Consider the following 24180-nt stretch of genomic DNA (forward strand, 5'->3'; position numbering starts at 1 on the left):
GGGGGGGGGGGGGGGGGGTGGGGGGGGGGGGGGGGGGGGGGGGGGGGGGGGGGGGGGCGCCCCCCCCCCCCCCCCCCCCCCCCCCTCCACCAGCATCGCCGCGATCCGGTCCGGCGCCTGCGGCCGCGAGTACAGCCAGCCCTGCCCGGTGTCGCAGCCGATCCGCCGCAGCCGGGCCGCCTGCCCCGCCGTCTCCACGCACTCCGCGGTGACCGTCAGACCCAGCCGGTGCGCGAGCTGGACCAGCGCCTCGACGATCGTCTCGTCCGCCGGGTTGGCGTGCGCCTCGTCCTGGAAGCCCCGTACGAAGGAGCCGTCCAGCTTCAGCACGGACACCGGCAGCCGGCTCAGATAGGCCAGGTTCGAGTAGCCGGTGCCGAAGTCGTCGATGGCGATGTGCACCCCCATGTCGCTGAGCGCCTGGAGTGCCTGCAACGGCCGCCCCGCCGAACCCATCACCGCCGACTCGGTCAGCTCCAGCTGGAGCAGCTCCGGCGCCAGCCCGGTCTCTTCGAGGATCTCCGCCACATCGGCCACCAGGTCCGAGTCCCACACCTGACGCACCGCCACGTTCACCGACACGAACAGGGGCGCGGTGTCCGGGTGCGCCAGCTGCCACTGCCGCGCCTGCCTGCACGCCGTACGCAGCACCCACCGGCCCAGGTGGACGATCGACCCGTCCTCCTCCGCGATGCCGATGAACCGATTCGGCGCCAGCGTCCCGAACTGCGGGTGCCGCCAGCGCACCAGCGCCTCCACCCCGCGCACCAGCCCGCCCTCCAGATCCACCAGCGGCTGGTACTCCAGCACGAACTCGCCGCGCTCCAGGGCCGGCCGCAGTGTCGAGGACAGGGCCTGCCGGGTCATCCGGTGCGCGTTGCGCTCCGGGTCGAAGAGCGTCCAGCGGCCCTTGCCGTCCGCCTTCGCCCAGTACAGCGTGGTGTCCGCGTCCTGCATCAGCCCGGTCGCCGTCGTCCCGGCCGCCGACCGCTCCAGCACCCCGATCGAGGCCGAGACCGAGAGCCGCTGCCCGGCCAGGTCGAACGGCTGCTGGAGCGCGGTGAGCACCGTCTGCGCCAGCTCCGTCAGCTGCTCGGTGCCGGTCGAGTCCTCCACGAGCAGCGCGAACTCGTCGCCGCCCAGGCGGGCCACCAGATGCCCGCCGCCACTGCCGCCGGTGCCTCCCCGCCCGTACCCGGCCTCGTCCGCGCACCGGGTCAGCCGGGTGGCCACCGCCGTCAGCAGCCGGTCGCCGACCCGGTGCCCGAGGGTGTCGTTGACCGCCTTGAAGCCGTCCAGATCGAGATAGCAGAGCCCGATGCGGCCGGTGCCGCCGCGCTCGTACGTCGAGGTCTCCAGCGCCGCCGACAGCCGCTCGAAGAACAGCGCCCGGTTGGGCAGCCGGGTCACCGGGTCGTGCATCTGGAGGTGCCTGAGCCGGGCCTGCAGCTCCCGCCAGTCGCCGATGTCGGAGATCGACAGCAATACGTTTCCGCTGTCCGGTACGGGGGCCAGTGAGACCTCCACCCACAGGACGTGCCCGTCGCGGTGCTTGAGCCGCCGGGTGCAGCGGAACCGGGCGCGCCGCCCGTCCAGCACCTCGCGGTACGCGTTCCAGGTGCGGGCGTCGGCCGCCAGGTCCACCAGCTCCGCCGCCTCGGTGCCCGGCAGCCGCACCGGATCGGTGCCCAGCAGCACCCCGAGCGACTCGTTCGCGGCGACCACCGTGCCGCCGGGGGTGACCAGGGCCATCGCGAGCTGGGCCGCACGGAAGGCGGCCCGGTAGTCGCGGGCGGCGGCGTCGTGCGGCACGGCACCTTCGCGGGCGCCGGTCCGGCCGGAGCCGTACGCACCGGGAGTCATGGGCGTCACGGACATCCCGGGCGGCCCCGGTGTCCCGGGTCCCGGGCAGTCCTCGACCCGACAGATGTGACTCTCCGTGAGGAACGGTGGGGTGTGGGGGACGTGCGTGACGAGGTCGGGGCCTGATCCGGACTCTTCGGGGATTCCGCTCACCGTGTGCTCCCGCAGGGCGATTGAGTCGTACAGGTGTCGTCGCGTGATGTCGGGGTCCTGATGTCGGCGGTCCTGAGGTGGGGGTCGGGGTGGTCGATCAAGATCGTCGGCCGGTCGGACGAATCAACGGGAAATCAGAGGGAAACGAGGTGGAATCCGCTGCCCCGGAGCGGATTCCACGCGGGAAAGTGTGCCGATCATAGAGGCTGCCGCAACGGCCGATCCAGCTCCTTCGCCGCTGAATCCGGCCTCGTTGCAGGCCTGAAGCACACCCGGCCCCCCTGGCCGATCGTTTCTGCACAGGTGTGCCTTGACCTGGTCCCCTCCTGACCACTTGTGACTTTCTGTGACCTGCCGGGGTGTTGCCGCAGGGTGCTCCTGCTACCCGAGTGGCGCACTGGAACAGGGCGTAACCACCCAAACCCGAACAAGGTGGGTGAGGTGTTGTCCATTCCGCACCCGGAGCGCCGGGAGGACCCGGAGGTCGAAGTGCAGGGTCAGTTGACGCCCGGGGGAGCGGCCGGCGAGCCCGACCGGTCCCGGCTGCGGCTGCGCAGCACGGCGGCCTTCCTCACCTCCCTGGCTGCGCTCGCCGCCACCGGCCTGGTCGCGGGACCGGCCGTCGCCGCCGACCAGCCCGCCGGGCGGTGCGGCCTGCCCCGGACCTCGGCCCACCACTCGCTGGGCCTCGACACCTGGAACGACAGCTACCCGCGCCCGGTCAAGGACCTCAACGCGGTGATGATCTTCCTGTCCTTCCCGGACTCCAAGCCGCTGACCACCCCCCAGGAGCTGGCCGCCGACCACTTCCCCGCCACCGGCGACTTCTTCCACCGGGCCTCGTACGGCAAGTTCCGTCTGCGCGCGCACCCGCTGACCGACTGGATCCGGATGCCGGCCGACTCCGCCACGTACGCCATACAGCGCGACTGGAGCGCCGAGCGGCGCAGTGCCTATCTGCGCGACGCGGTGGCCGCCGCCGACGGCCGGGTCGACTTCTCCCAGTACGACATCGTCTACCTGGTCGCCGACCCGGACGCCCCCGGCGTCGACTCCGACGCCACCAAGGTCGTCAACTTCGAGACCCCGCTGCACGCCGACGGCACCGACATCCGCCGTATCGTCACCGTCTTCGAGAAGCACCCGCCGGACCGCAACGTCCTCGCCCACGAGACCGGCCACGTCTTCGACCTGCCCGACCTCTACCACCGCCCCGACGACGGCAAGGGCGACTGGGACACCCATGTGGGGGACTGGGACGTCATGGGCAGCCAGTTCGGGCTCGCCCCCGAACCCTTCGGCTGGCACAAGTGGAAGCTGGGCTGGCTGGAGGGCGACCAGGTCGCCTGCGTCCCCTGGGGCACCTCAGCCCGGCTCACCCTGGACCCCCTCGCGGCCCCGTCCCCGCGCGGCGGCCAGCGCGGCGGCACCCGCCTGGCAGTCGTCCGTACGGGAGAGAACACGGCCCTCGCCATCGAGGCGCGCGGCGGCTACGGCAACGACCGGGGCGCCTGCGTCCAGGGCGTACTGATCTACCGGGTGCGCAACTCCGCCTCCTCCGGCGGCGGCCCCATCGAGGTCGTCGACACCCACCCGCGCACCGAGGCCTGCTGGGACCACTCCGTCTACCCGCCGCTCGCGGATGCCCCGCTCGGCGTCGGCGAGACGTACACGGTGGCGGGCGAGAACACCCGGGTCGAGGTCGCCGACCGGACGGGATCGGGCGGCTGGACGGTGCGGGTCACGGCGGGAACGCCGAGCCCGGCGCCGTAACGAAGCCGGGCGAGCGGGCGTGGGCGGGTGCGACCGGGTGCGAGCGCACGAAAAAGCCCCCCAGCCGAAGCTGGGGGGCTTTTCCCGTCTGTGCGCCGCCAGGGACTCGAACCCCGGACCCGCTGATTAAGAGTCAGCTGCTCTAACCAACTGAGCTAGCGGCGCCTGCTGACGTCGTAGACATTAGCACCCTGATCGGCGGGAGGAAAAATCGATAACCGCGAGGCCCGCACACACGCCCAGAACAGCACTTCCGGGCCCGGCAGCCACGGGTGCCGCACATCCGGCGCGACCACCCAGCGCGGCCCCTTGCCCGACCCGGGCAGCAGGGCCGGGACGGTCACCGCGTCACTCGTGCCGTGACACAGCAGCGGCGGTACGTCGTCGGCGCGCGGCTCCCACTCCAGCAGGGCGGGCAGCCGCTGGGCGGTGCCCGGGGAGGCGAACAGCAGCATCCGCCCGGGCTGGACGGCCACCGGGCCCGACCCCGGCCCCTCCGCCCACAGTGCGTCGAGCATCCGGCGGCCGAAGATCGAGGGCACGTTCACCACGTCGAAGGCAGTCCCGCAGGGCAGCACGGCGGGCGCGGTGGGGCGCGCCTCCCAGGTCGCCAGGGTGGAGCGCGGGTACGAGGACGCGGAGACGAGCCAGGCGGCGCCGGGGGAGGTGACGCGGTCGAGCGAGTGCGAGTGGTGGGGGGCGACAGGTGTGGGGGCGTGAGTGGTCATGACCCAGGTGTACGGGGGGTGAGGGTTCCGTTTCTGTGAGTTGCCGGAAACGGGGACAAGTCGGTGTGCGGAGGAGTATCTTGCCGCCATCGCATATGCCAGCCGATCATCCCCCGGGGGGTTACTTCTGGGGCTACTTCGGGGGCTGGCTGCGCAGCAGGTCCCGGCCGAAGTCGACCATCTTCTTCGCGTAGTCCTCGGTCCAGCCCGCCCGCTCGGCGATGGCGGCGGCCGTCAGCCGGTCGAACCGCTTGGGATCCGCGAGCTGGGCCGCCGCGACCGCCTGGAACTCCACCGCCCGGTCCGTCGCGGCGCGGAACGCGTGGGTCAGCTCGGTGGCGCGGGCCAGCAGCTCCTTCGGGTCCGCGATCGCCTCCAGATCGAAGAAGTGCTCGGGATCGGCGGCCGCCTCCTGGGGCTCGAAGAGCAGCGGCGCAGGCCGCAACCGCCGCTCGTGCCGCTCGGTCTCCGCCATGTGCTTCCTCCCTCTCCCGGCCACCCGTCCGCCGGATGGCCACCCTCCATTGTCCGGGTCCGCGCAAGTGGGCCTGAGCCCCCCTCCGCCGGCCCACCGGCTCAGTGACTCCAGCGCACCCGGTGCTCCGCCAGGTGTTCCAGCACCGAGTGGTTGGCCTCCCACCCGTCCGGGCTGTGTCCGTTGGCCGCCTCCGGCGGCGTGCCGGACTCCGTCCGGCGGGTGCGGGGCCGCGGGGTGCCGGTCACGGGTGCCAGGTCACCCGGTGCTCCGCCAGGTGTTCCAGCACCGAGTGGTTGGCCTCCCAGCCGTCCGGGAACTTCACCGTCACTCCCAGCTGTACCGGCTCCGTCGACGGGTGTTCGTCCAGGAGTTCCGCCACCCCTTCCCGGCACACCACGATGCACGCGTGGCGGTGGCGGGAGGTGAGGACGCACAGGCGGCCCGTTTCCAGGTGGAACGCCGTGGCGTCCGGGCGGCCCGACAAGGGGTGCAGTACCACCGTGACGTCGAACTCCCGGCCCTGGAGCCGGTTCGCGGTGTCCACCGCCACGCCCGTCACCCCGAGCGCGGCCAGCGCGGTACGGACCGCCGCCGCCTGGTCCCGGTGCGCGGTGCCGACCGCGATGCGGTCCGGGGTGAGCGGCGCCGGTTCCCCGGATCGTTCGCTCACCGCGACCCCGCCCCGGTCGAGCAGCCGCCGTACGACCTGGGCCACCGCCGCTACCGCCTCGGGGTCGGTACGCGGCGTGTGCCGGGCGGGCAGCTCCAGCAGCCCCCACCCGGAGTGCGCGGCCTCGTCCAGCACCCGGTCCACGGCGCCGCCGCCGGACGGCACCCCGAAGGACAGCCGCCGGTCCCCGGGCCCGGTCCCCGAGCGGAACGGCGTGTACGGGTAGAACGCGTCCGACACCAGCGGCGCCGCCGACGCGGGCAGCCGCCAGGACACCGGCAGCCGGTGCTGCGGCAGCTCCGGATTGTGCGCGAGCAGCGTCGAGACCGCGCTCGCCGACGGGTCGTACGAGAGCCCGGCCCACTGCTCGGCGCCGACGATCGAGAACGGGTCGAGCTGCCCCGGGTCGCCCACGAACAGGGCCCGCTCGAAAAGGCTCGCCACGGCGAGCAGCGCGTCCGACCGCATCTGGTACGCCTCGTCGACGATCGCGTGCCGCCACGGCTCGACGCCCTTGACGTGCGCCCACTTCGCGGCCGTCGAGATCACCACGTCGAGCCCCGCGAGGTCGGCCGCCTTCGCGGACTTCCTCACCTGGGGGAGGTCGTCGAGGGCCTTGTCGTACGGGTCGGAGTCGGCGCTGTGCAGCCGGCCCACCGGCAGGCCGGGCTGCTTCTCGGCGAGACGCAGCACCAGGTCGTCCACCTGGGCGTTGGTCTGGGCGACCACCATCAACGGGCGCCCCGCGGCGGCCAGTTCGAGGGCGGCGCGCACCACGAGGGTCGACTTCCCGGCGCCCGGCGGGGAGTCCACCACGACGCCCCGGTGGGTGCCGTGCAGGGTGTCGTGCAGGATCGCTGCGGTGGCACGGGCCGCCTCGGCGCCGGGGTCGAAGTCCGGACCGGCGTACGGGGAATGGTGGTTCACAGGACGTCCTCGGGGTGCTCCGCAGGTACGGGGCCCGGCCCGCCGACGGCGTCGGTGTCCGGGGGACCGCCGTGGGTCCACGGGGTCTCCTCCGGGTCGGGCAGCTGCGGACCGCCGCGCTGCTCGTGCTCGAAGAGGGTCCAGCAGATGCGGTCGCCGGGCTCGGGAACGGTGCCGGGCGCGGGCTCCTTGGCCCGGCCCATCCCGTTGAGCACGCGCAGCACGAGGGCGCCCTCGCCCGTCCACCGTACGAACTCCGCGCTCTGCGCCCTGCCCTCCAGTGACCGGTACACCTTGACGCCCTCGCCGACGTCCGCACCGCCGCCGAGCTGCGGCAGGTCCGACGTGGTGACGGTCAGCAGGGGCCGGGGGCTGGGCCGCTTGGTCTCGGTCCAGGCCATCTCCACGTCAATCACCTCGCTCGTGAAGGCTTCCCCGGCCAGCCGCCGCGCGGCCATCACCAGCGGGTCGTCGAGCGCCTCCTGCGCCTCCAGCCGGGCCTGGTCGGTCTCCCGGGAGGCCAGCTTCTGGGCGGCGCCGACGGCACTGTCCAGCCGGGGCTGCGGCGGCTCGCCCGCCCTGACCCGGTCCCGGTGCCCGGTGAACGACCACCGGTCCCGGTCCCACCGCCCGGTCGCCCGGGGGCCCTCGGGAAGGGCCCGTACGAGATCGACCGCCCGCCAGGTCGCCTCCCAGGTCGGCATCATCTGGGTGGAGAGGAGCTCCCGGATGCGGCGCTCGGCGACGGACAGCCCGCCGAGCCGCTCGTCCGCGCTCTCGCCGTCCTCGGCGGAGGCGAGAGCCTGCCGGGCCCGGTCGTACGCGTCGATGGCCGGCGCCAGCAGCGCGTTGTCGAACGCCGGGTCGGTCGCGGGTCCGGCCGGCGGGCACCACAGCTGTCCCGCCGCGTCCCGCCCGGTCTCGGCCCGCTGTGCGGCCCGCGCCCCGCTCTCGCCCTCCGGCGGATCGATCCAGGCGAGCAGCGCACCCAGGTGCAGGTCCTCCAGACTGCTCTGCCCGGTCGCCCAGTGCCGGGACAGGAGGTCGGTCGCACTGAGCAGCAGCGAGGCACCCGGCACCCGGGCGCGCTCCCCGTAGTGCGTGAGCCAGCGGCCCAGGAGGGGGATGTGGGGCGGGGCCGGATAGGGCGTGTCCGGGTCCTGCTCCGCGGTGCGGCGGAACCGCATGGACCGCCCGAGCAGCCGGACGTACTCGATGCCCGCCCGGCTCGGAACGATCAACTGGGGCGCGTCCACGCAGAGTTCGACCTCCACCTTGACGCGCTTGCCGCTCTCGGGATCCGTCTCGTTCCGCTCGGCGGGCTCGACGACGTCCGCGTACGAGTCGAGGTACGGGAGCACGGCCTCGGCCAGCTCCGCGAGGAACGCGAACCTGAGGTCCCGGTCGCGGGGCTGAGGGACCGCGAGCAGCCGGGGCCGCTCCCGGTCGGTCCCCACCAGCGCCCCGAGCGGCGCCCCGGCCTCGCCCGCGGTGGTCAGGGGCACGACGACCATCGGCCGCCCGGACACGTGCCGGTGGCGCACGGTGGCCAGGGGCTGCGCCCGGCCGCTGCGGGTGGCCTCCAGCCGCGCGAGGGTGTTGATCAGGCTCACTCGCGGCCCGCCAGTGCCAGTTCCAGTGCTTCCGCGCGCAGTGCCGCCGCCCGGCGCAGCGCCGCCACCGTCGGGTCGGCGGGATCCCCGGACCGGCCCTCGGCCGCCGACAGCACCGCGTCGACCGTCGTCAGGCCGCCCAGCTCGCCCCGGACGCTGCGGCCGAGCGTCTCCACCGCTCCCGCGTCCCGCGACTGCTCCCGGCAGTGGAAGGCCAGTTCGCAGGCGGCCAGGCACTCCGGTGCGTACGCCGCGTCCACCGAGGCGACCGCCTCGGTCAGCTCCTCGGGGCCGCACGACGGGTCGAAGGTGGTGCCGTCCGGGAGGGCGGCGGCCAGCTCCTCCACCCTGCGCATCCGGCCCAGCTGCCGCCGGGTCACCGAGAGCTGCTTGCGCACGTCCACCATCGAACCGGTCGGCAGGTTGGAGAAGTCCTTCGGGCACACCAGCAGCACCCGGTCCCGCACCCGGGCCCCGGCGACCTTCGCCGCCACCCGCTCCAGGGCCAGTACGTACACCGCGGCCTGCCGGGCCGCCGCGCCCACCTTCGCGGGGTCGGCCGAACCGTCCAGCATCGGGAAGGACTTGATCTCCACGACCGTCCAGCGGCCGTCCGGATGGACCACCACCGCGTCCGGCTCCAGGTAGACGGGGGTGCCCGCCACCTCCAGCGCCAGCATCGGATGGTCGAGCAGGGTCCATTCCTTGGCGGCCGTCGCCTCGCGCAGGGCGAGCGCGGTCCTGGCCGTGCGCCCCTCGGGGCCGGCCGCCGAGACGTCCGGGGTCAGCGCCCCGGCGGCGGCGGGCTCCTCGACGCCGAGCAGCCGCAGCAGTTCCGTACCCCCGTCGGACTTCACCCGGGCCTCGAAGGCGTTGCCGCGCATGAACGCGAACTGGGACTGGCCGAAGGGCGCGGGCGACCCCAACGCCTGTGCCAGGACCGCCTTGTTCACCCCCGCCCCGTCCAGCAGGGTCCGCCGCTCGCACCCCGGATTGGCCGCCAGCGCCGCCAGTGCGCGGGCGTCCAGCGGGTGCGGGGCGACCGTGGGGCCGCGCAGCTCGGCGAGGAGCCGCCGTACCGGAACAGCCGCATCGGGTCGTACGGGCGGAGGTGTGGGTTCGGGTCCGCTGCCCAGTGATGCGTTCACCCTCGGAAGTCTCGCACCCGCCACTGACAACACCCCCGCATCCGCTGTTTCCGGCAGTGGGCGATGATGGGAGGGCGGTGGCTCCCAAACCACCCGCTTCATCCCATATCGCCCCAGATTTCGCCCCAGGGAGAGAACACCATGGCACCCCGCATCCTGCTGGCGCGGCACGGTCAGACGGAGTGGTCGCTGTCCGGGAAGCACACCGGACGGACGGACATCCCGCTGCTCGACGAGGGCCGCCACGGCGCGAAGGTGCTGGGCGCACGGCTGCACCGGGCCCCCTGGAACGGCCTGGACGGCGTCGAGGTCCGCACCAGCCCCCTGGTCCGCGCCCGCGAGACCTGCGACCTCGCCGGATTCGGCGACCGCGCGGAGAACTGGGACGCGCTGATGGAGTGGGACTACGGCGCCTACGAGGGCCTGACCCCGGACCAGATCCACGCGGACAACCCCGGCTGGATGATCTGGCGGGACGCCGCCCCGGACGGCGAGTCCCTCGCCGACGTCACCGCGCGCGTGGACGAAGTGATCGACTGGGCCCGCTCCGCCGACCGCGACGTGCTCGTCTTCGCCCACGGCCACGTACTGCGCTCGCTGGGCGCCCGATGGCTGGGCCTGGGCATCGGCTTCGGCGCCCACATCCGGCTCGCCCCGACCTCGCTGTCGGTGCTCGGCTGGGCGTACGGCGAGCCCGCCGTCGAGAGCTGGAACGACACCGGGCACCTCGACGCCCAGTAGGAGCCGCCCGGCCGGGGGTCAGGCCCGCCGCACGGTGTTCGCGTGCCGGGACAGGAACGCGCCGATCCCCGGCGAGCGACGGTGCGGCAGCAGTGTGCGGATGGTCCCGGCGAGCATCGTGTGCACCCGGGACGACTGCACCTGTTCCAGCAGGTCCAGGACCCGGTGACCCACCTCGGCCGCCTCGTCGGGTACGCCGGACCGCGCCAGGTCGTCGGCGAGTTCGGCCTGGTACAGGGCCAGGTTGCGGGCGAAGTGCGGGTCCTGGAGCTCGGCCGCGCGGTGCGCGTACCGGGCGGCCTGCCGCCAGTCGCCCAGCGCCGACCAGCACTGCGCCTCCAGACCCGCCAGCTCGGCGGGCCCGAAGAAGGACATCCACTCCGGGTCGTTGTCCGAGGCCCCGCACTGGAACAGCGACTTCGCCCGTACGAGTGCCTCGACGCAGCCCGTACGGTCGCCGAGCGCCGCCCAGCCGCCCGCCTCGCGCAGCGTCAGCAGCGACATCAGCCGCATCGAGCCGAGCGAGCCCGCCACCCGCAGTCCGGCCTGCGCCGCCCGCAGTGCCTCGCGCGGCCGGCCCGCGTCCCTGGCCAGGAACGCCATGTTGCAGAAGGCGTGCGCCTCCAGCCCCGGATCACCGGCGACCCGCGCGGTGGACAGCGCCTCCGCGTAGTGCGACCTGGCCTCGTCGAAGCGCCCCGAGTCGTGCGCCAGCCAGCCCACGGACAGCGCCAGTTCACCGGCCCCCGAGTGCAGCCGGTCGGAGACCGTGCGCCGTACCGTCCCCGCGTCGAGCAGGGCGTACGCGGCCTGGAGCGGCTTGTCCGCGTGCCGGTAGAGGGTGTCGGCGCCGTGCCGGTCGTCGAGCAGCCGGATCTGCCGGACCGCCTCCTCGACCGCGGCGGCCTCGCTCGCCCCGACCCGGCGGAAGTGGGTGTCGGAGCCCGGCGGGGCCGGGGCGCCGGGACGGCCCGGGGTGCTCGCACGGGCGGACCTCGCGGAGCCGACGGCTCCCAGGGTGCCGAAGGCGGACGCGGTCGCCACGGCGGAGCCGCTCGTCATGAATGCGCGACGCAGCACGTCGCTCTCCTCGTCGCTATGGGGCATGGTTCGGTCGGGCGCGGCCAGGGAGAGGACCCCGGCGGGCGCAGCGAGGTGTGCCGCGGGCGCCTTCGAGCTCCCGCGCGCCCCTCGGCCACGTACCGCCTCCCTGGCGGTGAAACCCAGGTCCGTCAGCGTCAGACCGGGGAACATGTGCAGGAACACCCGCTCGTACGCGTAGTTGGGGCAGCGGATCTCACCCGCCTCCACCCGCCCGATGTACCGGGCGTCGCAGGCCACCTGCTCGCCGATCTCGCGGGCCGCTCTGCGCACCGCCGCCGCGAACTCTCCCGGTGAGCGGTGTCCCCGCAGTGCCCGGAAGGCGTGGTTCGGGTCGGACGGCCGAAGATTCGCGGATGACGACGCCATGGCCAAGCCCTCTCTGGCGGATGGTGCTGCCGGGGCGGATGCGCCTTCCCCGGACGGGGCACGAACGTACCGGCTGTGACGAGGTCATCACACGGAGTTTGCCTACAAACCGGATATCTCATCCACGATCTGCCATGAACTGCCATCCTTTGCGGCGGCGCGTTGCCGTAGCCGTTGACGTCTTCGGCGCGTTGACAGGGAACGGAGGGGGTGCGGCTCCCTCCCGAACGAGGAGGGTCCCCTTGTTGGAGGCCGGCACGGAGACGGTGACAGCCAGTCTGCACACCGCACTCACCAGCGCTGCGCGAGAGCAAGAGTCCGCACCACGTACGCCCACGACGACCGCCAGGACGGCAGCGACCGCCGCGCCCTCCCGGACGACGGCCCAGCACCGGCCCACCCCCGAATTCAGCCCGGCCCCCGGCTTCGGCCGCCCGCCGGCCGAACCCCTCGACCTGGTCACCGTCCCCGCCCGGCAGGGCCTGGAGGCGGTCGACATCCTGCGCCGTGCGGCGGCGGCCGCCGCACGCTCGGAGGAGTCCGCGGTGGGTCCCGTCCTGCACGACGGCCCGTGCGACACGGTGGGCTTCCTGGTGCCACCGGGGACGGCGGACTGCTGGGACCTGCCGGGGAGCGCGTGCACGCAGACGCTGGGGCGTGGCGTGTCCTTCGCCGACGCGGCCGCCGCCACCGCCGAGCCGCGCGCCGAGGAGCCCGCGGTGCCGTACGTCCCGGAACCCCCGGTCACCGGGACGGGCTGGCTGCTGCCGCCCGCCGACACGGGGCACGTCACCGATCCGGCGGAGCTGCGCAGGGCGTTGGGGGAAGCCGCCCGGCTGATCGAGGCGGCGGACCGCTGCCGCTGAGCGGCGCCGCACCGCAGGGCCGGGCCGGCGGGCGGCGGTACGGGTCCTGGCGGGGGGAGCGGCCCCGGCGGGCCGCCCCGCCCCGGGGGCCCGATACTGGCCAGGTGGCGAAGAAGAAGCGTGTGGCGAGTTCCCCCGAGGCCGTCGTCGAGAAGGTCGACGGCGGTCTGGCCGAACTCATACCCGACCGGGACCGCCCGCAGGGCTGGACCCTCCTCCTCGACGGGGCGCCCCAGTCCCACGTCGACCTCGCCGACCCCACCCACCTCGGCTTCGCCTACCAGCGCCGCCTCGGCCACATCGTCGATCTGATCGCCCCGGCCAAACAGCCGCTCCAGGTCCTGCACCTGGGCGGCGGCGCGTTCACGATGGCGCGGTACGTCGCCGCCACCCGGCCCCGCTCCACCCAGCAGGTGGTCGAGATCGACGCCCCGCTCGCCCAACTGGTGCGCCGCGAGCTCCCGTTGGACCCGAACGCGCGCGTCAGGGTGCGCGGCACGGACGCCCGGGAGGGGCTCGGGAAACTTCCCGACGGCTGGGCGGACCTGATCATCGCGGACGTGTTCAGCGGGGCCCGCACCCCCGCCCACCTCACCAGTGCCGAGTTCCTGGCCGACGTACGACGCGTACTGAAGCCGGCCGGGCACTACGCGGCGAACCTCGCCGACGGCCCGCCGCTGGCGCACCTGCGCGGCCAGATCGCCACCGCCGCCACCGTCTTCCCGCAGCTCGCACTCGCCGCCGACCCCGCCGTACTGCGCGGCAAGCGGTTCGGGAACGCCGTACTGCTCGGCTCCGCACTGACCCTGCCGGTCGCCGAGTGGACCCGCCGGGTGGCCACCGACCCGCACCCCGGCCGCGTCGAACACGGCCGCGACCTCACCGACTTCACCGGCGGCGCGGGCACGGTGACGGACGCGAACGCCCAGCCGTCACCGACCCCGCCGAGCTCCGTCTTCAAGTAGGGAGCCGGGAGCAGGGAATCCGGTATCCGGGATCCGGTATTCGGGAGCAGGGCGTCCGTCGACGCTACGACTTGACGATCTCCACCAGCGGCGGATGGTCGTGCCAGGTGCAGAACACCGACAGCTTCGCCGCACCCGCCGTGAACTCCACCCGGATCCACGTCGGGCTCTTCCACACCTGCATCGCCCACCCGGCGGCCGGTGTCGCGGAGACCAGCTTCGCCGAGTCCGTGCCCATGGAGAAGACCACCCGGCCCGCGCCGGTGTTGACCACCTTCAGCTCGCCCGAGGCCTTGGGCGGCAGCGGCGCGGGCGGGCGGGCGGCGGGCCGCGACGGGGTGCCGCTGCCGGACGGCGTGGGCGGCGAGGGCTTCTTCGTGGCGGCCGGGGCCCGTGAGGGGCGGTGGGTGGAGGAGGAGTCGGGGGCGGCCACACCGGCGGTGCTGCTGCTGCGCTCCTCCACGACCGAGGGGATCGGCAGGGCGCGGGGCGGGTCGTACACCGTCCCGGCCATCACTGTGTGCACGCCCCACCACGACAGGGTGACGGCCGCGCCCGTGGCGAGCAGCCAAGCCCCGGAATGTATGAGTCCTCGTCGCATTCGGGTCATCCTGCCCCACACGTACCACTGTTGTCCGCGACGCCCCCCGGGTGGGCAGGGGGCCGAATGGCGTACGGTGCCGTTCCATGGCAAGTGTGCTCGTGGTCGAGGACGACCAGTTCGTGCGATCCGCCCTCATCCGGCACCTGACCGAGGCCTCCCACACCGTGCGGAGCGTCGGAACGGCCCTGGAGGCGCTGCGCGAGGTCGCCCATTTCCGCTTCGACGTGGTCATCCTGGACCTCGGTCTGCCCGACCTGGACGGGGCCGAGGCGCTCAAGATGCTGCGCGGGATCACCGACGTACCGGTGATCATCGCCACCGCGCGGGACGACGAGGCGGAGATCGTACGGCTGCTGAACGACGGCGCCGACGACTACCTGACGAAACCTTTCTCGGTGGAGCACCTGTCCGCCCGCATGGCCGCGGTGCTGCGCCGCTCGCGTGCCTCCGCCGGGGCCGAGCCGCCGCCCCGGGAGATCAGGGTGGGCGGGCTGGCGATCGATCCGCTGCGCCGCCAGGCGGAGTTGGACGGCGTACGGCTGGACCTCACGCGGCGCGAGTTCGACCTGCTCACCTTCCTCGCGGGCCGCCCCGGTGTCGTCGTACCGCGCAAGGAACTCCTCGCAGAGGTCTGGCAGCAGAGCTATGGCGACGACCAGACTATTGATGTGCATTTGTCGTGGCTCCGTCGCAAGTTGGGTGAAACCGCCGCCAACCCCCGTTATCTGCACACCCTCCGGGGTGTCGGAGTGAAGCTGGAGCCCCCTGCGTGAGGTGGGCCCTGGTCAAGGTGTGCCTGGCCGTCACGGCGATGGTCGTGGTGGCCTTCGCGGTTCCGCTGGGTCTGGTCATCAGGGAGATGGCGGGGGACCGGGCGTTCTCCGGCGCGGAGCGGCAGGCGGCCTCCATCGGTCCGACCCTGTCCATCACCACCGACCGCGAGCAGCTGGAACGGGCGATGGCGATCACCGAGCCCGGCAGCAAGGGCTGGATGGCGATCCACATACCCGCCTCGCACGAGCCGGGGGCGACGGGCCGGGCCAAGGAGATAGGCACCCGGCGGGCCTCGGTCGAGGACGTGGCGGCGACCCAGCGGATCGGCCGGGCATACACGGCGAAGGCCCCCGGCGGCTCCGTACTCCTGCAGCCGACGGCGCTGGCCAGCGGCAGCATCGCGATCGTCGAGGTCTTCGTCCCCGAGGAGGACGTCAGCAACGGGGTCGCCACGGCGTGGCTGGTGCTGGCGGGGGTGGGTCTGGCGCTGATCGTCGGCTCGGTGGCGGTCGCGGACCGGCTGGGCGTACGGATGGTCCAGCCGGCCCAGCGGCTGGCGGGTGCGGCGCAGGACCTGGGCGAGGGCAAGCTCGGGGTCCGGGTCCCCGAGGAGGGCCCCACCGAACTGAAGTCCGCAGCCGTCGCCTTCAACTCCATGGCCGACCAGGTGGTCCAGCTCCTGGCCAACGAACGCGAACTGGCCGCCGACCTCTCGCACCGCCTGCGCACACCGCTCACCGTGCTGCGGCTGAACGCGGCGTCGCTGGGCGAGGGGCCCGCCGCGGACCAGACCAGGGCGGCCGTCGAGCAGTTGGAGCGCGAGGTCGACACGATCATCCGCACGGCCCGCGAACAGCGCCCGCAGACGCAGGCCGCGCAGGGGGCGGGGGCGGGCTGCGACGCCTCCGAGGTGATCCGCGACCGGATGGCCTTCTGGTCGGCGCTGGCCGAGGACGAGAGCCGCGAGGTCAGGCTGGCCGGGGTGGACCGTCCGGTACGCATCCCGGTCGCGCGCCCGGACCTGGCGGCGGCGCTGGACGCGCTGCTCGGCAACGTCTTCCGCCACACCCCCGAGGGCACGCCCTTCTCGCTGGACGTGCACAACGGCGAGGACGCCGTCATCGTCCTGGTCTCCGACGCGGGCCCCGGCATCGCGGACCCGGAGGCCGCGCTCACCCGCGGCAACAGCGGGGACCGCGCGGGCTCCACGGGCCTGGGCCTGGACATCGTCCGCCGGGTCGCGGAGTCGACGGGCGGCGACGTCCGGATAGGCCGGTCGGTGCTGGGGGGCACGGAGGTGCGGGTGTGGCTGGCGCTGTACGGGGGGCGGGTGGGGAGGGGGGAACGGCGGGGGCATCGGGTGGTACGGAGACGGAGGAATCCGACCAAACGTCAGGCGACTTCGCTCTGACGGGGGGCGGGCGGTACGTAGGGTGGGGGTCCGCTGCGCGGGCGTTTCCCCTCCCCGCCCCTTCCCGAAACTGGGGCTCCGCCCCAGACCCCGGCCCGTGCGGGCGAGTGGGTGGGTGGGCAGGTGGCGGGCCCGGCCACCGCTGGTGGTCATGTGCGGGTGTGTTCGTGGCTGGTCGCGCAGTTCCCCGCGCCCCTGAAGTACTCGTAGCTGACGGGCGCCGGGAACTGTGTGGTGCGGGGCACGAGTGGTTGTTTTTGGGGGCGCGGGGAACTGCGCGAGCAACCCACCACCGGCCCGCAGGTCCGAACCCCTGGCCCCGCGGAGCGGTTTAGGTGAAGGGGTGGGGAGGGGCATCGCCCGCCGCAGGCGCGACACCGCACAACACTTCCAGCGCCGCGCGGCGGCAGCCGCAAATCGAGCACAGCGGTGAAGGGGCGGGGTGGGGCATCGCCCGCCGCAGGTGCGACGCCGCTCCACGGTTCGTTCTGCCGGTGCCGCGCGCTGGTTCGCTCCCCACCCCCAGACAGCCCACCTCCACATGCTTGCCTCACCCCCCAGTAACCCCTATAACTGGTTACGATCAATCCACCTCCCCCGCACCCCACTTGGAGCCCCCATGACCACCACCACCCCCGTCGAATGGAAGCTCGTCGTCGACTGTGGCGATCCGCATGCTCAGGCCGCCTTCTGGGCGCAGGCGCTCGGGTATCTCGTCGAGGACCACGCGGACCTCTGTGCGCAGCTCCTCGCGTCCGGGGAGATCGTCGAGGACCTCCTCATCGCCACCCCCGACGGCCGCCGCGTCTGGCGGGACGCCGCCGCCGTGCGGCACCCCGGCGACCCGTTCCAGAAGTTCACGGACGTGGGGCTCGGCCGGCGGCTGCTCTTCCAGAAGGTTCCCGAGCCCAAGCAGGGCAAGAACCGCCTCCACATCGACCTCCACTACGGCCCCGAACGCCGCGAGGCCGAAGTGGCCCGGCTGGAGGGGCTCGGGGCCAAGGTCCTGCGGCGGATCTCGGAGCCCGGCAGCACCCACGTCACCCTGACCGACCCGGAGGGCAACGAGTTCTGCGTCCAGTAGTGGGAGAAACAAGAGGTGGCGAGAAGAGAAGAGGAGATCGCATGACCGTCGCACCCGTCCCCCTCCCGAACACCTTCCCCAGCACCTCCGGCGAGGTCCGCTGGGCCCGGCTCGGGGATCCGGACGGGCCCCCGGTGGTGCTGCTGCACGGGACCCCGTTCTCCTCGTACGTCTGGCGGGCCCTCGCCCGTACCCTCGCCGCGTGCGGTCACCAGGTGTACCTGTGGGACATGCCCGGCTACGGGCAGTCCGCGATGTACGAGGGCCAGGACGTCTCCCTCGGCGCCCAGGGGCGGATCTTCGCCGAGCTGCTCGACCACTGGGACCTCCCCTTCGAACCCGCCGTCGTCGCCCACGACTTCGGCGGCGCCACCGCCCTGCGCGCCCACCTCCTGCACGGCGCCCGCTACCGCCGCCTCGCCCTCGTCGACCCCGTGGCACTGGCCCCCTGGGGCTCGCCCTTCTTCCGGCTGGTGGCCGAACACCCGGAAGTCTTCGCACAGTTGCCGTCCCACCTGCACGCCGCCCTGGTGCGCGAGTACCTCGCCTCGGCATCCGCCCCCGGACTCCACCCGGCCGTCGCGGACGCCCTCGCCGCCCCCTGGCTCAGCCCCGTCGGGCAGCCCGCGTTCTACCGGCAGATCGCCCAGGCCGGTCAGCACTGGACCGACGAGATCGAGGGCCGGTACGGCGAGATCACCGCCCCCACCCTCATCTGCTGGGGCGAGGCCGACACCTGGATCCCCGCCGAGCGCGGCCAGGCCCTCGCCGTCCGCATCCCCGGTGCCCGGCTCACCACGCTCCCCGGCGCCGGACACCTCGTACAGGAGGACGCACCGTCCGAACTGACCGGTGCTCTCCTTGAGTTCCTCATGAAGTGACCGACATGAAGTGACCGATTTCAAGTGATCGACGGGATTCCGGCGTATTCCGAGGTGCCTGGGGCACACGGGAGCTTCACAGGAAATCCGGTAAGCCGGTCACTTCACAGAGGAGTTGAGACAGCGTGTTACGAGGACGAGGCAGCAACAGCCTTCGCGCAGGCGCCCTGGGCGTCGCCGGACTGCTCGCCGGTACGTCGCTCGTCGCCTGCGGAAGCGCCACCCCGAAGGGCCCCGGCGACGGGCCCGCCACATCCGCCGGAGCCACGGACGGCTCCGGCGGCAAGAGCTCCGGTGCCGAAGAGCGCGGTACGGCCCAGGTGCGCGCCGCATCCGACCGCACCACGGACGCGGGCACCGCCAAGATGGTGTTGCGCACCCAGGTCACCACCCGGGGCAAGACGGTCTCGATGGACGGCCAGGGCGTCCTCGACCTGAAGACCGGCACCAGCACCATGACGCTGGGCACCGGCGGCGAGAAGATCGAGCAGCGCGTCGTCGACGAGGTCCTCTACCAGAAGCTCCCGCCGAGCGCCCGCGAGGGAGTTCCCGGCGGCAAGCCCTGGATCAAGATGGACCTCAAGAAGCTCAAGGCCCAGGCCGGCGGCACCAACCCCCAGGTCAACGACCCCGCCGCGAACACCGCCTTCGCGAAGAGCGTCATGGACAAGGACGTCGAGAAGGTCGGCAGCGAGAAGATCGGCGACGCCAACACCACCCACTACAAGGTCAAGGTGGACGTCGCCAAGCTCCAGGGCGGCGCCGAACTGCGCAAGGTCGTCGGCCCGACCCTCCCCATGGAGCTCTGGATCGACGACGACGGCCGGATCCGCCGCCAGCAGTTCGAGATGACGATGACCCCGCCCAAGGGCCAGGGCGCGACCACCGGGACGGCCGACAAGATCACCTCCCGTACGGTCTTCGAACTCTCCGACTTCGGTACGAAGGTGACCGCCGTCGCCCCGCCCGCCTCCGAGACCGCCGACATGACGGACAAGGCGGGCAAGACGGGCAAGGCGGGCCAGCAGTAGCAGCAACGACGGGGAGCCGGGCGGGGCGAGGTGCGCGGCAATCCCCCCGGAAGGCCGCGCACCCAGGCGCCCCCAAGCCCCCTAGTCCCCGTCCACCAACGCCCCCGTCCGCGCCACCTCCCCGTACCACCGCGCGCTCGACTTCGGCGTCCGTACCTGCGTGTCGAAGTCCACGTGCACCGCGCCGAACCGCTTGCCGTAGCCGTACGCCCACTCGAAGTTGTCCAGCAGGGACCACAGGAAGTAGCCGCGCACATCGGCGCCCACCGCCAACGCCCGCTGCACGGCGGCCAGATGGGCCCGTACGTAGGCGATCCGCTCGGGGTCGTGGACGGTGCCGTCCGCGCCCGGTTTGTCGTCGTACGCGGCGCCGTTCTCGGTGACGTAGAGCGCCGTGCCCGGGGCCTCCCGGCCGTAGCGCACCAGGAGTTCGTACAGGCCGGAGGGGTCGATCGACCAGTCCATCGCCGTCCGCTCGCCGGGCGGCTGGTGGAAGGCGACCGAGTCCGCGGCCGGCCAGGGGGAGTGCTCGCTCGCGCCGTGGCCGTCCGCGCGCGGGGCGGCCGGGTCGTCGGCCGCGTGCGAAACCACCGACGGTGTGTAGTAGTTGATGCCCAGCGTGTCCAGGGGCTGGTGGGCGGTGGCCTCGTCGCCCTGCTCGACGAACGACCAGTCCGTCAGGGCGGCGGTGTCCGTGAGCAGATCGGCCGGGTACGCCCCGTGCAGCAGCGGCCCCGTGAAGATCCGGTTGGCGAGCGCGTCGATCCGGCGGGCGGCGTCCGCGTCGGCCGCCGACGCGGTGAGCGGGCGCACCACGCTCGGGTTGAGGCTGATGCCGACCCTGGCGCGGCCCCCGAGCGCCGCGCGCAGCGCCTGCGTACCCAGCCCGTGGGCCAGGTTGAGGTGGTGGGCGGCGCGCAGGACCGAGACCGGCTCGGTGCGGCCGGGGGCGTGCACCCCCGAGCCGTAGCCCAGGAAGGCGCTGCACCAGGGCTCGTTGAGGGTGGTCCACATGTCCACCCGGTCCCCGAGGGCCTCGACGACCAGGCCCGCGTACTCGGCGAACCGGTACGCGGTGTCCCTGGCCGGCCAGCCGCCCGCGTCCTCCAGCTCCTGGGGGAGGTCCCAGTGGTAGAGGGTGAGGGAGGGGGTGATGCCGTGATCGAGGAGGTCGTCGACCAGACCCCGGTAGAAGTCCAGACCGCGCTGGACCGCAGGGCCCCGGCCGGTGGGCTGGACACGCGGCCAGGAGACCGAGAAGCGGTACGCGTTCAGGTTCAGCTCCGCCATCAGCGCGACGTCGTCGGCCCGCCGGTGGTAGTGGTCGCAGGCCACGTCGCCGGTGTCGCCGTTCTCGGTGCGGCCGGGCGTGTGACTGAAGGTGTCCCAGATGGACGGGGTACGTCCGTCCTCGCGCGCCGCACCCTCGATCTGGTAGGCGGCGGTCGCCGAGCCCCAGAGGAAGCCGGGCGGAAAGCTCGCAGGAGGCGTAAGAGGCACAGTTCAACTCCCGTATGAGTGAAGGTGGGTGAGGGGCGCGACGGTAGGGGCGGTCAGCCCTTGACCGCGCCCTGCATGATTCCGCCGACGATCTGCTTGCCGAACAGCACGAAGGCGATCAGCAGCGGCAGCGTTCCCAGCAGCGCGCCCGCCATGATCACGGACTGGTCGGGGATGAAGCCCCGGCCGAGCCCGGTCAGCGCCACCTGGACGGTCGGACTGCCGTTCTGGGTGAGGGCGATGATCGGCCAGAAGAAGTCGTTCCAGGCCATCACGAAGGTGAGCATCCCGAGCACCGCCATCGCGGGCCGTGCCGCCGGGAAGACGATGTGCCACATCACCCGGACACTGCTCGCCCCGTCCACCCTGGCCGCCTCGATCAGCTCGGTGGGCAGCGCCTCCATCAGGTACTGCCGCATGAAGAACACCCCGAAGGCACCCACCAGCGTCGGCAGGATCACCGACTGGAGCTGGTCGGTCCACTGGAGCTTGGCGATCATCATGTACAGCGGTACGACGCTGAGCTGGGGCGGCACCATCATCGTGCCGATCACCAGCAGGAGCAGCAGGTTCTTCATGCGGAACCGCAGCTTGGCGAAGGCGAACCCGGCGAAGGTCGAGAAGAGCACCGTGCCCGCCGCGACCGTGGTCGCCACCACCGCCGTGTTGAGCAGCGCCACACCCATGTTGGCGTCGGTCCAGGCGATGCCCAGGTTCTTGAAGAGGTTGCCGCCGAACCAGAACGGGGGAGGGGTCTGGGCGAGCCGGGTGTTGTTGCGGGAGGCCGCGACGGCCGTCCACACCAGCGGGAAGAGCGAGCCCACGGTGAAGAGGATCAGGATGGCGTACGTGATCCTCCCGCCGTGCCGCTGCCGCCCGGCCTGCCGCACCCCGCGCCCGCCGCCCCGCCCCCGGCCACGTACCTCCACGGCTTCATCCGGTGCGTCCCGTACGTCTGTCGCATCCGTCGCGCTCATGACCGGGCGCCCTCCTCGCTCTTGCGCAACCGGCGGGAGACCAGCCAGTTGACCAGCCCGATCAGCAGCAGGATCAGGAACATCGCCCAGGCGATGGCCGAGGCCCGCCCGAGGTGCAGGTTCACCCAGCCCTGCTCGTACAGGTACAGCCCCAGCGTCTGGAACTGGTGCGCCGAGCCGCCGGTCGCGCCCGCGCTGCCGCTGAAGAGCATCGGCTCACCGAACAGCTGGGTGGCGCCGATGGTCGAGACGACCACCGTGAACAGGATCGTCGGCCGCAGCGAAGGGATCGTCACGTGCCGGAACTGCTGCCAGCGCGACGCCCCGTCCAGCTCCGCCGACTCGTACAGGTCGTGCGGGATGGCCTGCATCGCGGCCAGGTAGATCAGCGCGTTGTACCCGGTCCACCGCCAGATGACGATCGTGGAGACCGCCAGCTGCGAGGTCCAGGTGCCGTTCTGCCAGTCGACCGCGTCCAGACCGACCAGCCCCAGCGCCCAGTTGATCATCCCGTAGTCGCGTCCGAAGAGAAGGACGAAGACCAGAGTGGCCGCTGCGACGGAGGTGGCGTACGGGGTGAGGACGGCGACCCGGAAGAAGGACGAGCCGCGCAGCTTGAAGTTGAGCAGGTGCGCGATGCCCAGGGCGATCACCAACTGCGGGACGGTGGAGAGGATCCCGATGGTGACGGTGTTGCGCAGGGCGTTCCAGAAGAACTCGTCGCTCATCAGCCGGCTGAAGTTCTTGAGCCCCACCCAGTTCATGTCGGTGGGCGCGGTCAGCTCCACCTGGTGCAGCGAGGCCCACCCCGTGTAGAGCAGCGGGAAGAGCCCGAAGGCGACGAAGAAGACGAAGAACGGCGCCACGAAGGCGTACGGACTGAATTTCACGTCCCAGCGGTGGCGCCGGCTGCGCCAGACGGAGGTGCGGGACACCGGCTTTCCGGCCGGTGCTGCCCTGCCCTCCCCCTCCCCGCCGGACACCGGCGAGGAGGGGGAGGCCGGGACGGACTCACTGCTCACGCTGCTCATTCGCGGTCACCGCTCACTGGTCCAGTGCGTTGTCGATCGCCTTCACGGCTGCGTTCCAGCCATCCTCGGACGACCGGCCCTTCTGGTCGACCTGGAGCATTCCGACATCGGTGAGGTTGGTGTTGATGACGAGGTCCTTCGGGCCGACGATCTGGACCGGCACGCCCTTGGCGGCGGCGGAGAAGATCTGCCCGATGGGCGCGTCGTTGAAGTACGCGTGCTTCGCACCGGAGACCGCCGGGTCGCTGTACGCCGTCTGGGCGCTCGGGAAGCTGCCGCGCTCGGTGAACAGCTTCGCCTGCTGCTTGGGCGCGGTCAGCCAGGCGGCCAGCTTCGCGGCGGCGGCCTTGTTCTTGCCCGCCTCGGGAACGGTCAGGAACGCGCCGCCCCAGTTGCTGGGCTTGGGCGCCGCCGCCACGTCCCACTTGCCCTTGCCGGCCGCGCCCGCCTTGTCCTGGATGTAGCCGAGCATCCACGGCGGGCAGGACACGGTCGCGAACGTACCGTTGGAGAAGCCCTGGTCCCAGCCGGGCTGGAACTGCTGGAGCTTGGCGGTCAGCCCGGACGCGGCGGCCTCGGCCGAGATGTCCCAGGCCTCCTTCACCGCCGGGTTGGTCTTGTAGATGACCTTGCCGTCGGTGTCGTAGAACCGCTTCTCGTAGCCGCCGGTGACGGCCGCCATCAGGCCGCCGGCCCCGTCCAGGAACTTCGTCCCGGCCGGTGCCTTCGCCTGGTACTGCTTGCCGGTCGCCAGGTACTTGCGCCAGTCACCGGCCCACAGCTTGCCGACCGCCTCGCGGTCCGTGGGCAGCCCGGCCTTCTGGAAGAGGTCCTTGCGGTAGCAGATCGCCATCGGCCCGACGTCCGTGCCGAGCCCGACGGTCTTGCCGTCCTTGGCCGTGCCCTGCGCCCACTTCCACGGCAGGAACGCGTCCTTGCTGACCCCCTGCACCTTGCCCAGGTCCATCAGCTTGGCGGACTGGGTGGCCGTGATCTCGGCGATGTTGTTCACCTCGACGGCCTGGATGTCGGAGAGACCGCTGCCGCTGGTCAGGTGGTTGAGGAGCTGCGGGTAGTAGTTCTCGTTGCGCTCGATCGAGTTCTGCTCGATCCGGATATCCGGGTTTTCCTTCATGTACTGATCGAAGAGCCCGGCTTCCTTCATACCGAAGGCACCGAAAACGCCGATCCGGAGTACGGTCTTCCCCTTCTCCCCGGCGGCGGCACTGCCGGTGCCGGCACTGCTGCCGGGCCCCGGATCGTCCGAGGCACAGCCGGAGAGCAGGGCGCCGCCCAGCAGCGCGGCGGCCGTGGAGAGGGCGATCGTGGTCCTGTGTGACGTGAAGAGCTGCATAGCGGTCCTCCTGAAGCCCGATGGGTCAGGTACGGTGGGAGCGCTCCCATGTGTGATGTGTTGAAGGTTCGCGGCTCCCCGCAGGGGTGTCAAGGCACCGGACAGCGAGACTTGGCGTCATAGACGTGGTGACGTACA

Annotated in this window: 22 protein-coding genes and 1 tRNA gene; 9 read left to right on the forward strand and 14 right to left on the reverse strand. The window is 72.5% G+C overall.

Annotated features, from left to right (window positions below; genetic code table 11):
* Positions 1-1863: putative bifunctional diguanylate cyclase/phosphodiesterase (locus tag ACZ5PB_RS06295; RefSeq protein WP_468688886.1), on the reverse strand; the 1863-nt coding region annotated here is incomplete at its 3' end.
* Positions 1864-2505: 642 nt separating this feature from the next.
* On the opposite strand from ACZ5PB_RS06295, the gene ACZ5PB_RS06300 reads away from it, so the two are divergent.
* Positions 2506-3789, forward strand: a complete 1284-nt coding sequence (locus ACZ5PB_RS06300) for a M6 family metalloprotease domain-containing protein (protein WP_468688888.1) — start codon at positions 2506-2508, stop codon at positions 3787-3789.
* Between the two features lie 91 nt (positions 3790-3880).
* On the opposite strand, the gene ACZ5PB_RS06305 is transcribed toward ACZ5PB_RS06300, so the two are convergent.
* The 7 genes from ACZ5PB_RS06305 to ACZ5PB_RS06335 all read right to left on the reverse strand — a co-directional run bounded on the left by ACZ5PB_RS06305 (position 3881) and on the right by ACZ5PB_RS06335 (position 9353).
* A tRNA-Lys gene (locus ACZ5PB_RS06305) sits at positions 3881-3954 on the reverse strand.
* Positions 3945-4517 (reverse strand): bifunctional DNA primase/polymerase, encoded by a 573-nt coding sequence (locus ACZ5PB_RS06310; protein WP_468688323.1) that lies wholly within the window; start codon positions 4515-4517, stop codon positions 3945-3947. The genes ACZ5PB_RS06305 and ACZ5PB_RS06310 overlap by 10 nt, the downstream gene beginning before the upstream one ends.
* A 133-nt stretch (positions 4518-4650) precedes the next feature.
* Positions 4651-4992, reverse strand: a complete 342-nt coding sequence (locus ACZ5PB_RS06315) for a hypothetical protein (protein WP_468688325.1) — start codon at positions 4990-4992, stop codon at positions 4651-4653.
* A 101-nt stretch (positions 4993-5093) separates the two neighbouring features.
* The gene (locus ACZ5PB_RS06320; RefSeq protein ID WP_468688326.1) at positions 5094-5240 is read right to left on the reverse strand and encodes a hypothetical protein; all 147 of its coding nucleotides are present in this window, start codon (positions 5238-5240) and stop codon (positions 5094-5096) included.
* Positions 5237-6592: an AAA family ATPase gene (locus tag ACZ5PB_RS06325; RefSeq protein ID WP_468688328.1), complete on the reverse strand. Its 1356-nt coding sequence runs from the start codon at positions 6590-6592 to the stop codon at positions 5237-5239. The genes ACZ5PB_RS06320 and ACZ5PB_RS06325 overlap by 4 nt, the downstream gene beginning before the upstream one ends.
* Entirely contained in the window at positions 6589-8205 is a 1617-nt protein-coding gene (locus tag ACZ5PB_RS06330) for a hypothetical protein (RefSeq protein ID WP_468688329.1), read from the reverse strand. The genes ACZ5PB_RS06325 and ACZ5PB_RS06330 overlap by 4 nt, the downstream gene beginning before the upstream one ends.
* Positions 8202-9353, reverse strand: coding sequence for a hypothetical protein (locus tag ACZ5PB_RS06335; protein WP_468688330.1), 1152 nt, complete (start codon positions 9351-9353; stop codon positions 8202-8204). Before ACZ5PB_RS06335 ends, ACZ5PB_RS06330 begins: the two co-directional genes overlap by 4 nt.
* Positions 9354-9494: 141 nt before the next feature.
* On the opposite strand from ACZ5PB_RS06335, the gene ACZ5PB_RS06340 reads away from it, so the two are divergent.
* Positions 9495-10094: a histidine phosphatase family protein gene (locus tag ACZ5PB_RS06340; protein ID WP_468688331.1), complete on the forward strand. Its 600-nt coding sequence runs from the start codon at positions 9495-9497 to the stop codon at positions 10092-10094.
* An 18-nt stretch (positions 10095-10112) separates the two neighbouring features.
* Here the strand turns inward: ACZ5PB_RS06340 and ACZ5PB_RS06345 are convergent, their stop codons facing one another.
* The gene (locus tag ACZ5PB_RS06345; RefSeq protein WP_468688333.1) at positions 10113-11564 is read right to left on the reverse strand and encodes a tetratricopeptide repeat protein; all 1452 of its coding nucleotides are present in this window, start codon (positions 11562-11564) and stop codon (positions 10113-10115) included.
* A gap of 245 nt (positions 11565-11809) precedes the next feature.
* Here ACZ5PB_RS06345 and ACZ5PB_RS06350 point away from each other — a divergent pair, with 245 nt between their 5' ends.
* The gene (locus tag ACZ5PB_RS06350; RefSeq protein WP_468688890.1) at positions 11810-12430 is read left to right on the forward strand and encodes a hypothetical protein; all 621 of its coding nucleotides are present in this window, start codon (positions 11810-11812) and stop codon (positions 12428-12430) included.
* Positions 12431-12534: 104 nt separating this feature from the next.
* On the forward strand, positions 12535-13395 hold the full coding sequence (locus ACZ5PB_RS06355; protein WP_468688334.1) for a spermidine synthase: 861 nt from the start codon (positions 12535-12537) through the stop codon (positions 13393-13395).
* A gap of 64 nt (positions 13396-13459) precedes the next feature.
* Here the strand turns inward: ACZ5PB_RS06355 and ACZ5PB_RS06360 are convergent, their stop codons facing one another.
* A complete protein-coding gene (locus ACZ5PB_RS06360) occupies positions 13460-13996 on the reverse strand; it encodes a hypothetical protein (protein WP_468688335.1) in 537 nt (178 codons plus the stop codon).
* Positions 13997-14082: 86 nt separating this feature from the next.
* Here ACZ5PB_RS06360 and ACZ5PB_RS06365 point away from each other — a divergent pair, with 86 nt between their 5' ends.
* The 5 genes from ACZ5PB_RS06365 to ACZ5PB_RS06385 all read left to right on the forward strand — a co-directional run bounded on the left by ACZ5PB_RS06365 (position 14083) and on the right by ACZ5PB_RS06385 (position 19180).
* Positions 14083-14772: a response regulator transcription factor gene (locus ACZ5PB_RS06365; RefSeq protein WP_468688337.1), complete on the forward strand. Its 690-nt coding sequence runs from the start codon at positions 14083-14085 to the stop codon at positions 14770-14772.
* Complete coding sequence (locus tag ACZ5PB_RS06370) at positions 14769-16184, forward strand: HAMP domain-containing sensor histidine kinase (RefSeq protein ID WP_468688339.1); 1416 nt, start codon at positions 14769-14771, stop codon at positions 16182-16184. The genes ACZ5PB_RS06365 and ACZ5PB_RS06370 overlap by 4 nt, the downstream gene beginning before the upstream one ends.
* Positions 16185-16803: 619 nt before the next feature.
* The gene (locus ACZ5PB_RS06375; protein ID WP_468688340.1) at positions 16804-17268 is read left to right on the forward strand and encodes a VOC family protein; all 465 of its coding nucleotides are present in this window, start codon (positions 16804-16806) and stop codon (positions 17266-17268) included.
* A 41-nt stretch (positions 17269-17309) separates the two neighbouring features.
* Positions 17310-18149, forward strand: a complete 840-nt coding sequence (locus ACZ5PB_RS06380; protein ID WP_468688341.1) for an alpha/beta fold hydrolase — start codon at positions 17310-17312, stop codon at positions 18147-18149.
* A gap of 125 nt (positions 18150-18274) precedes the next feature.
* Positions 18275-19180: an SCO4651 family lipoprotein gene (locus tag ACZ5PB_RS06385; RefSeq protein ID WP_468688343.1), complete on the forward strand. Its 906-nt coding sequence runs from the start codon at positions 18275-18277 to the stop codon at positions 19178-19180.
* Positions 19181-19261: 81 nt separating this feature from the next.
* On the opposite strand, the gene ACZ5PB_RS06390 is transcribed toward ACZ5PB_RS06385, so the two are convergent.
* From ACZ5PB_RS06390 to ACZ5PB_RS06405, 4 genes are read right to left on the reverse strand one after another with little or no spacing between them, the layout of a single operon-like run.
* Entirely contained in the window at positions 19262-20680 is a 1419-nt protein-coding gene (locus ACZ5PB_RS06390) for a GH1 family beta-glucosidase (RefSeq protein ID WP_468688344.1), read from the reverse strand.
* A 53-nt stretch (positions 20681-20733) separates the two neighbouring features.
* A complete protein-coding gene (locus ACZ5PB_RS06395; protein WP_468688345.1) occupies positions 20734-21657 on the reverse strand; it encodes a carbohydrate ABC transporter permease in 924 nt (307 codons plus the stop codon).
* The gene (locus ACZ5PB_RS06400) at positions 21654-22679 is read right to left on the reverse strand and encodes a carbohydrate ABC transporter permease (protein WP_468688346.1); all 1026 of its coding nucleotides are present in this window, start codon (positions 22677-22679) and stop codon (positions 21654-21656) included. Before ACZ5PB_RS06400 ends, ACZ5PB_RS06395 begins: the two co-directional genes overlap by 4 nt.
* 22 nt (positions 22680-22701) lie before the next feature.
* Entirely contained in the window at positions 22702-24042 is a 1341-nt protein-coding gene (locus ACZ5PB_RS06405) for an ABC transporter substrate-binding protein (RefSeq protein WP_468688347.1), read from the reverse strand.
* Positions 24043-24180 lie beyond the last annotated feature (138 nt).

The organism is Streptomyces sp. NPDC032721 (assembly GCF_055579625.1).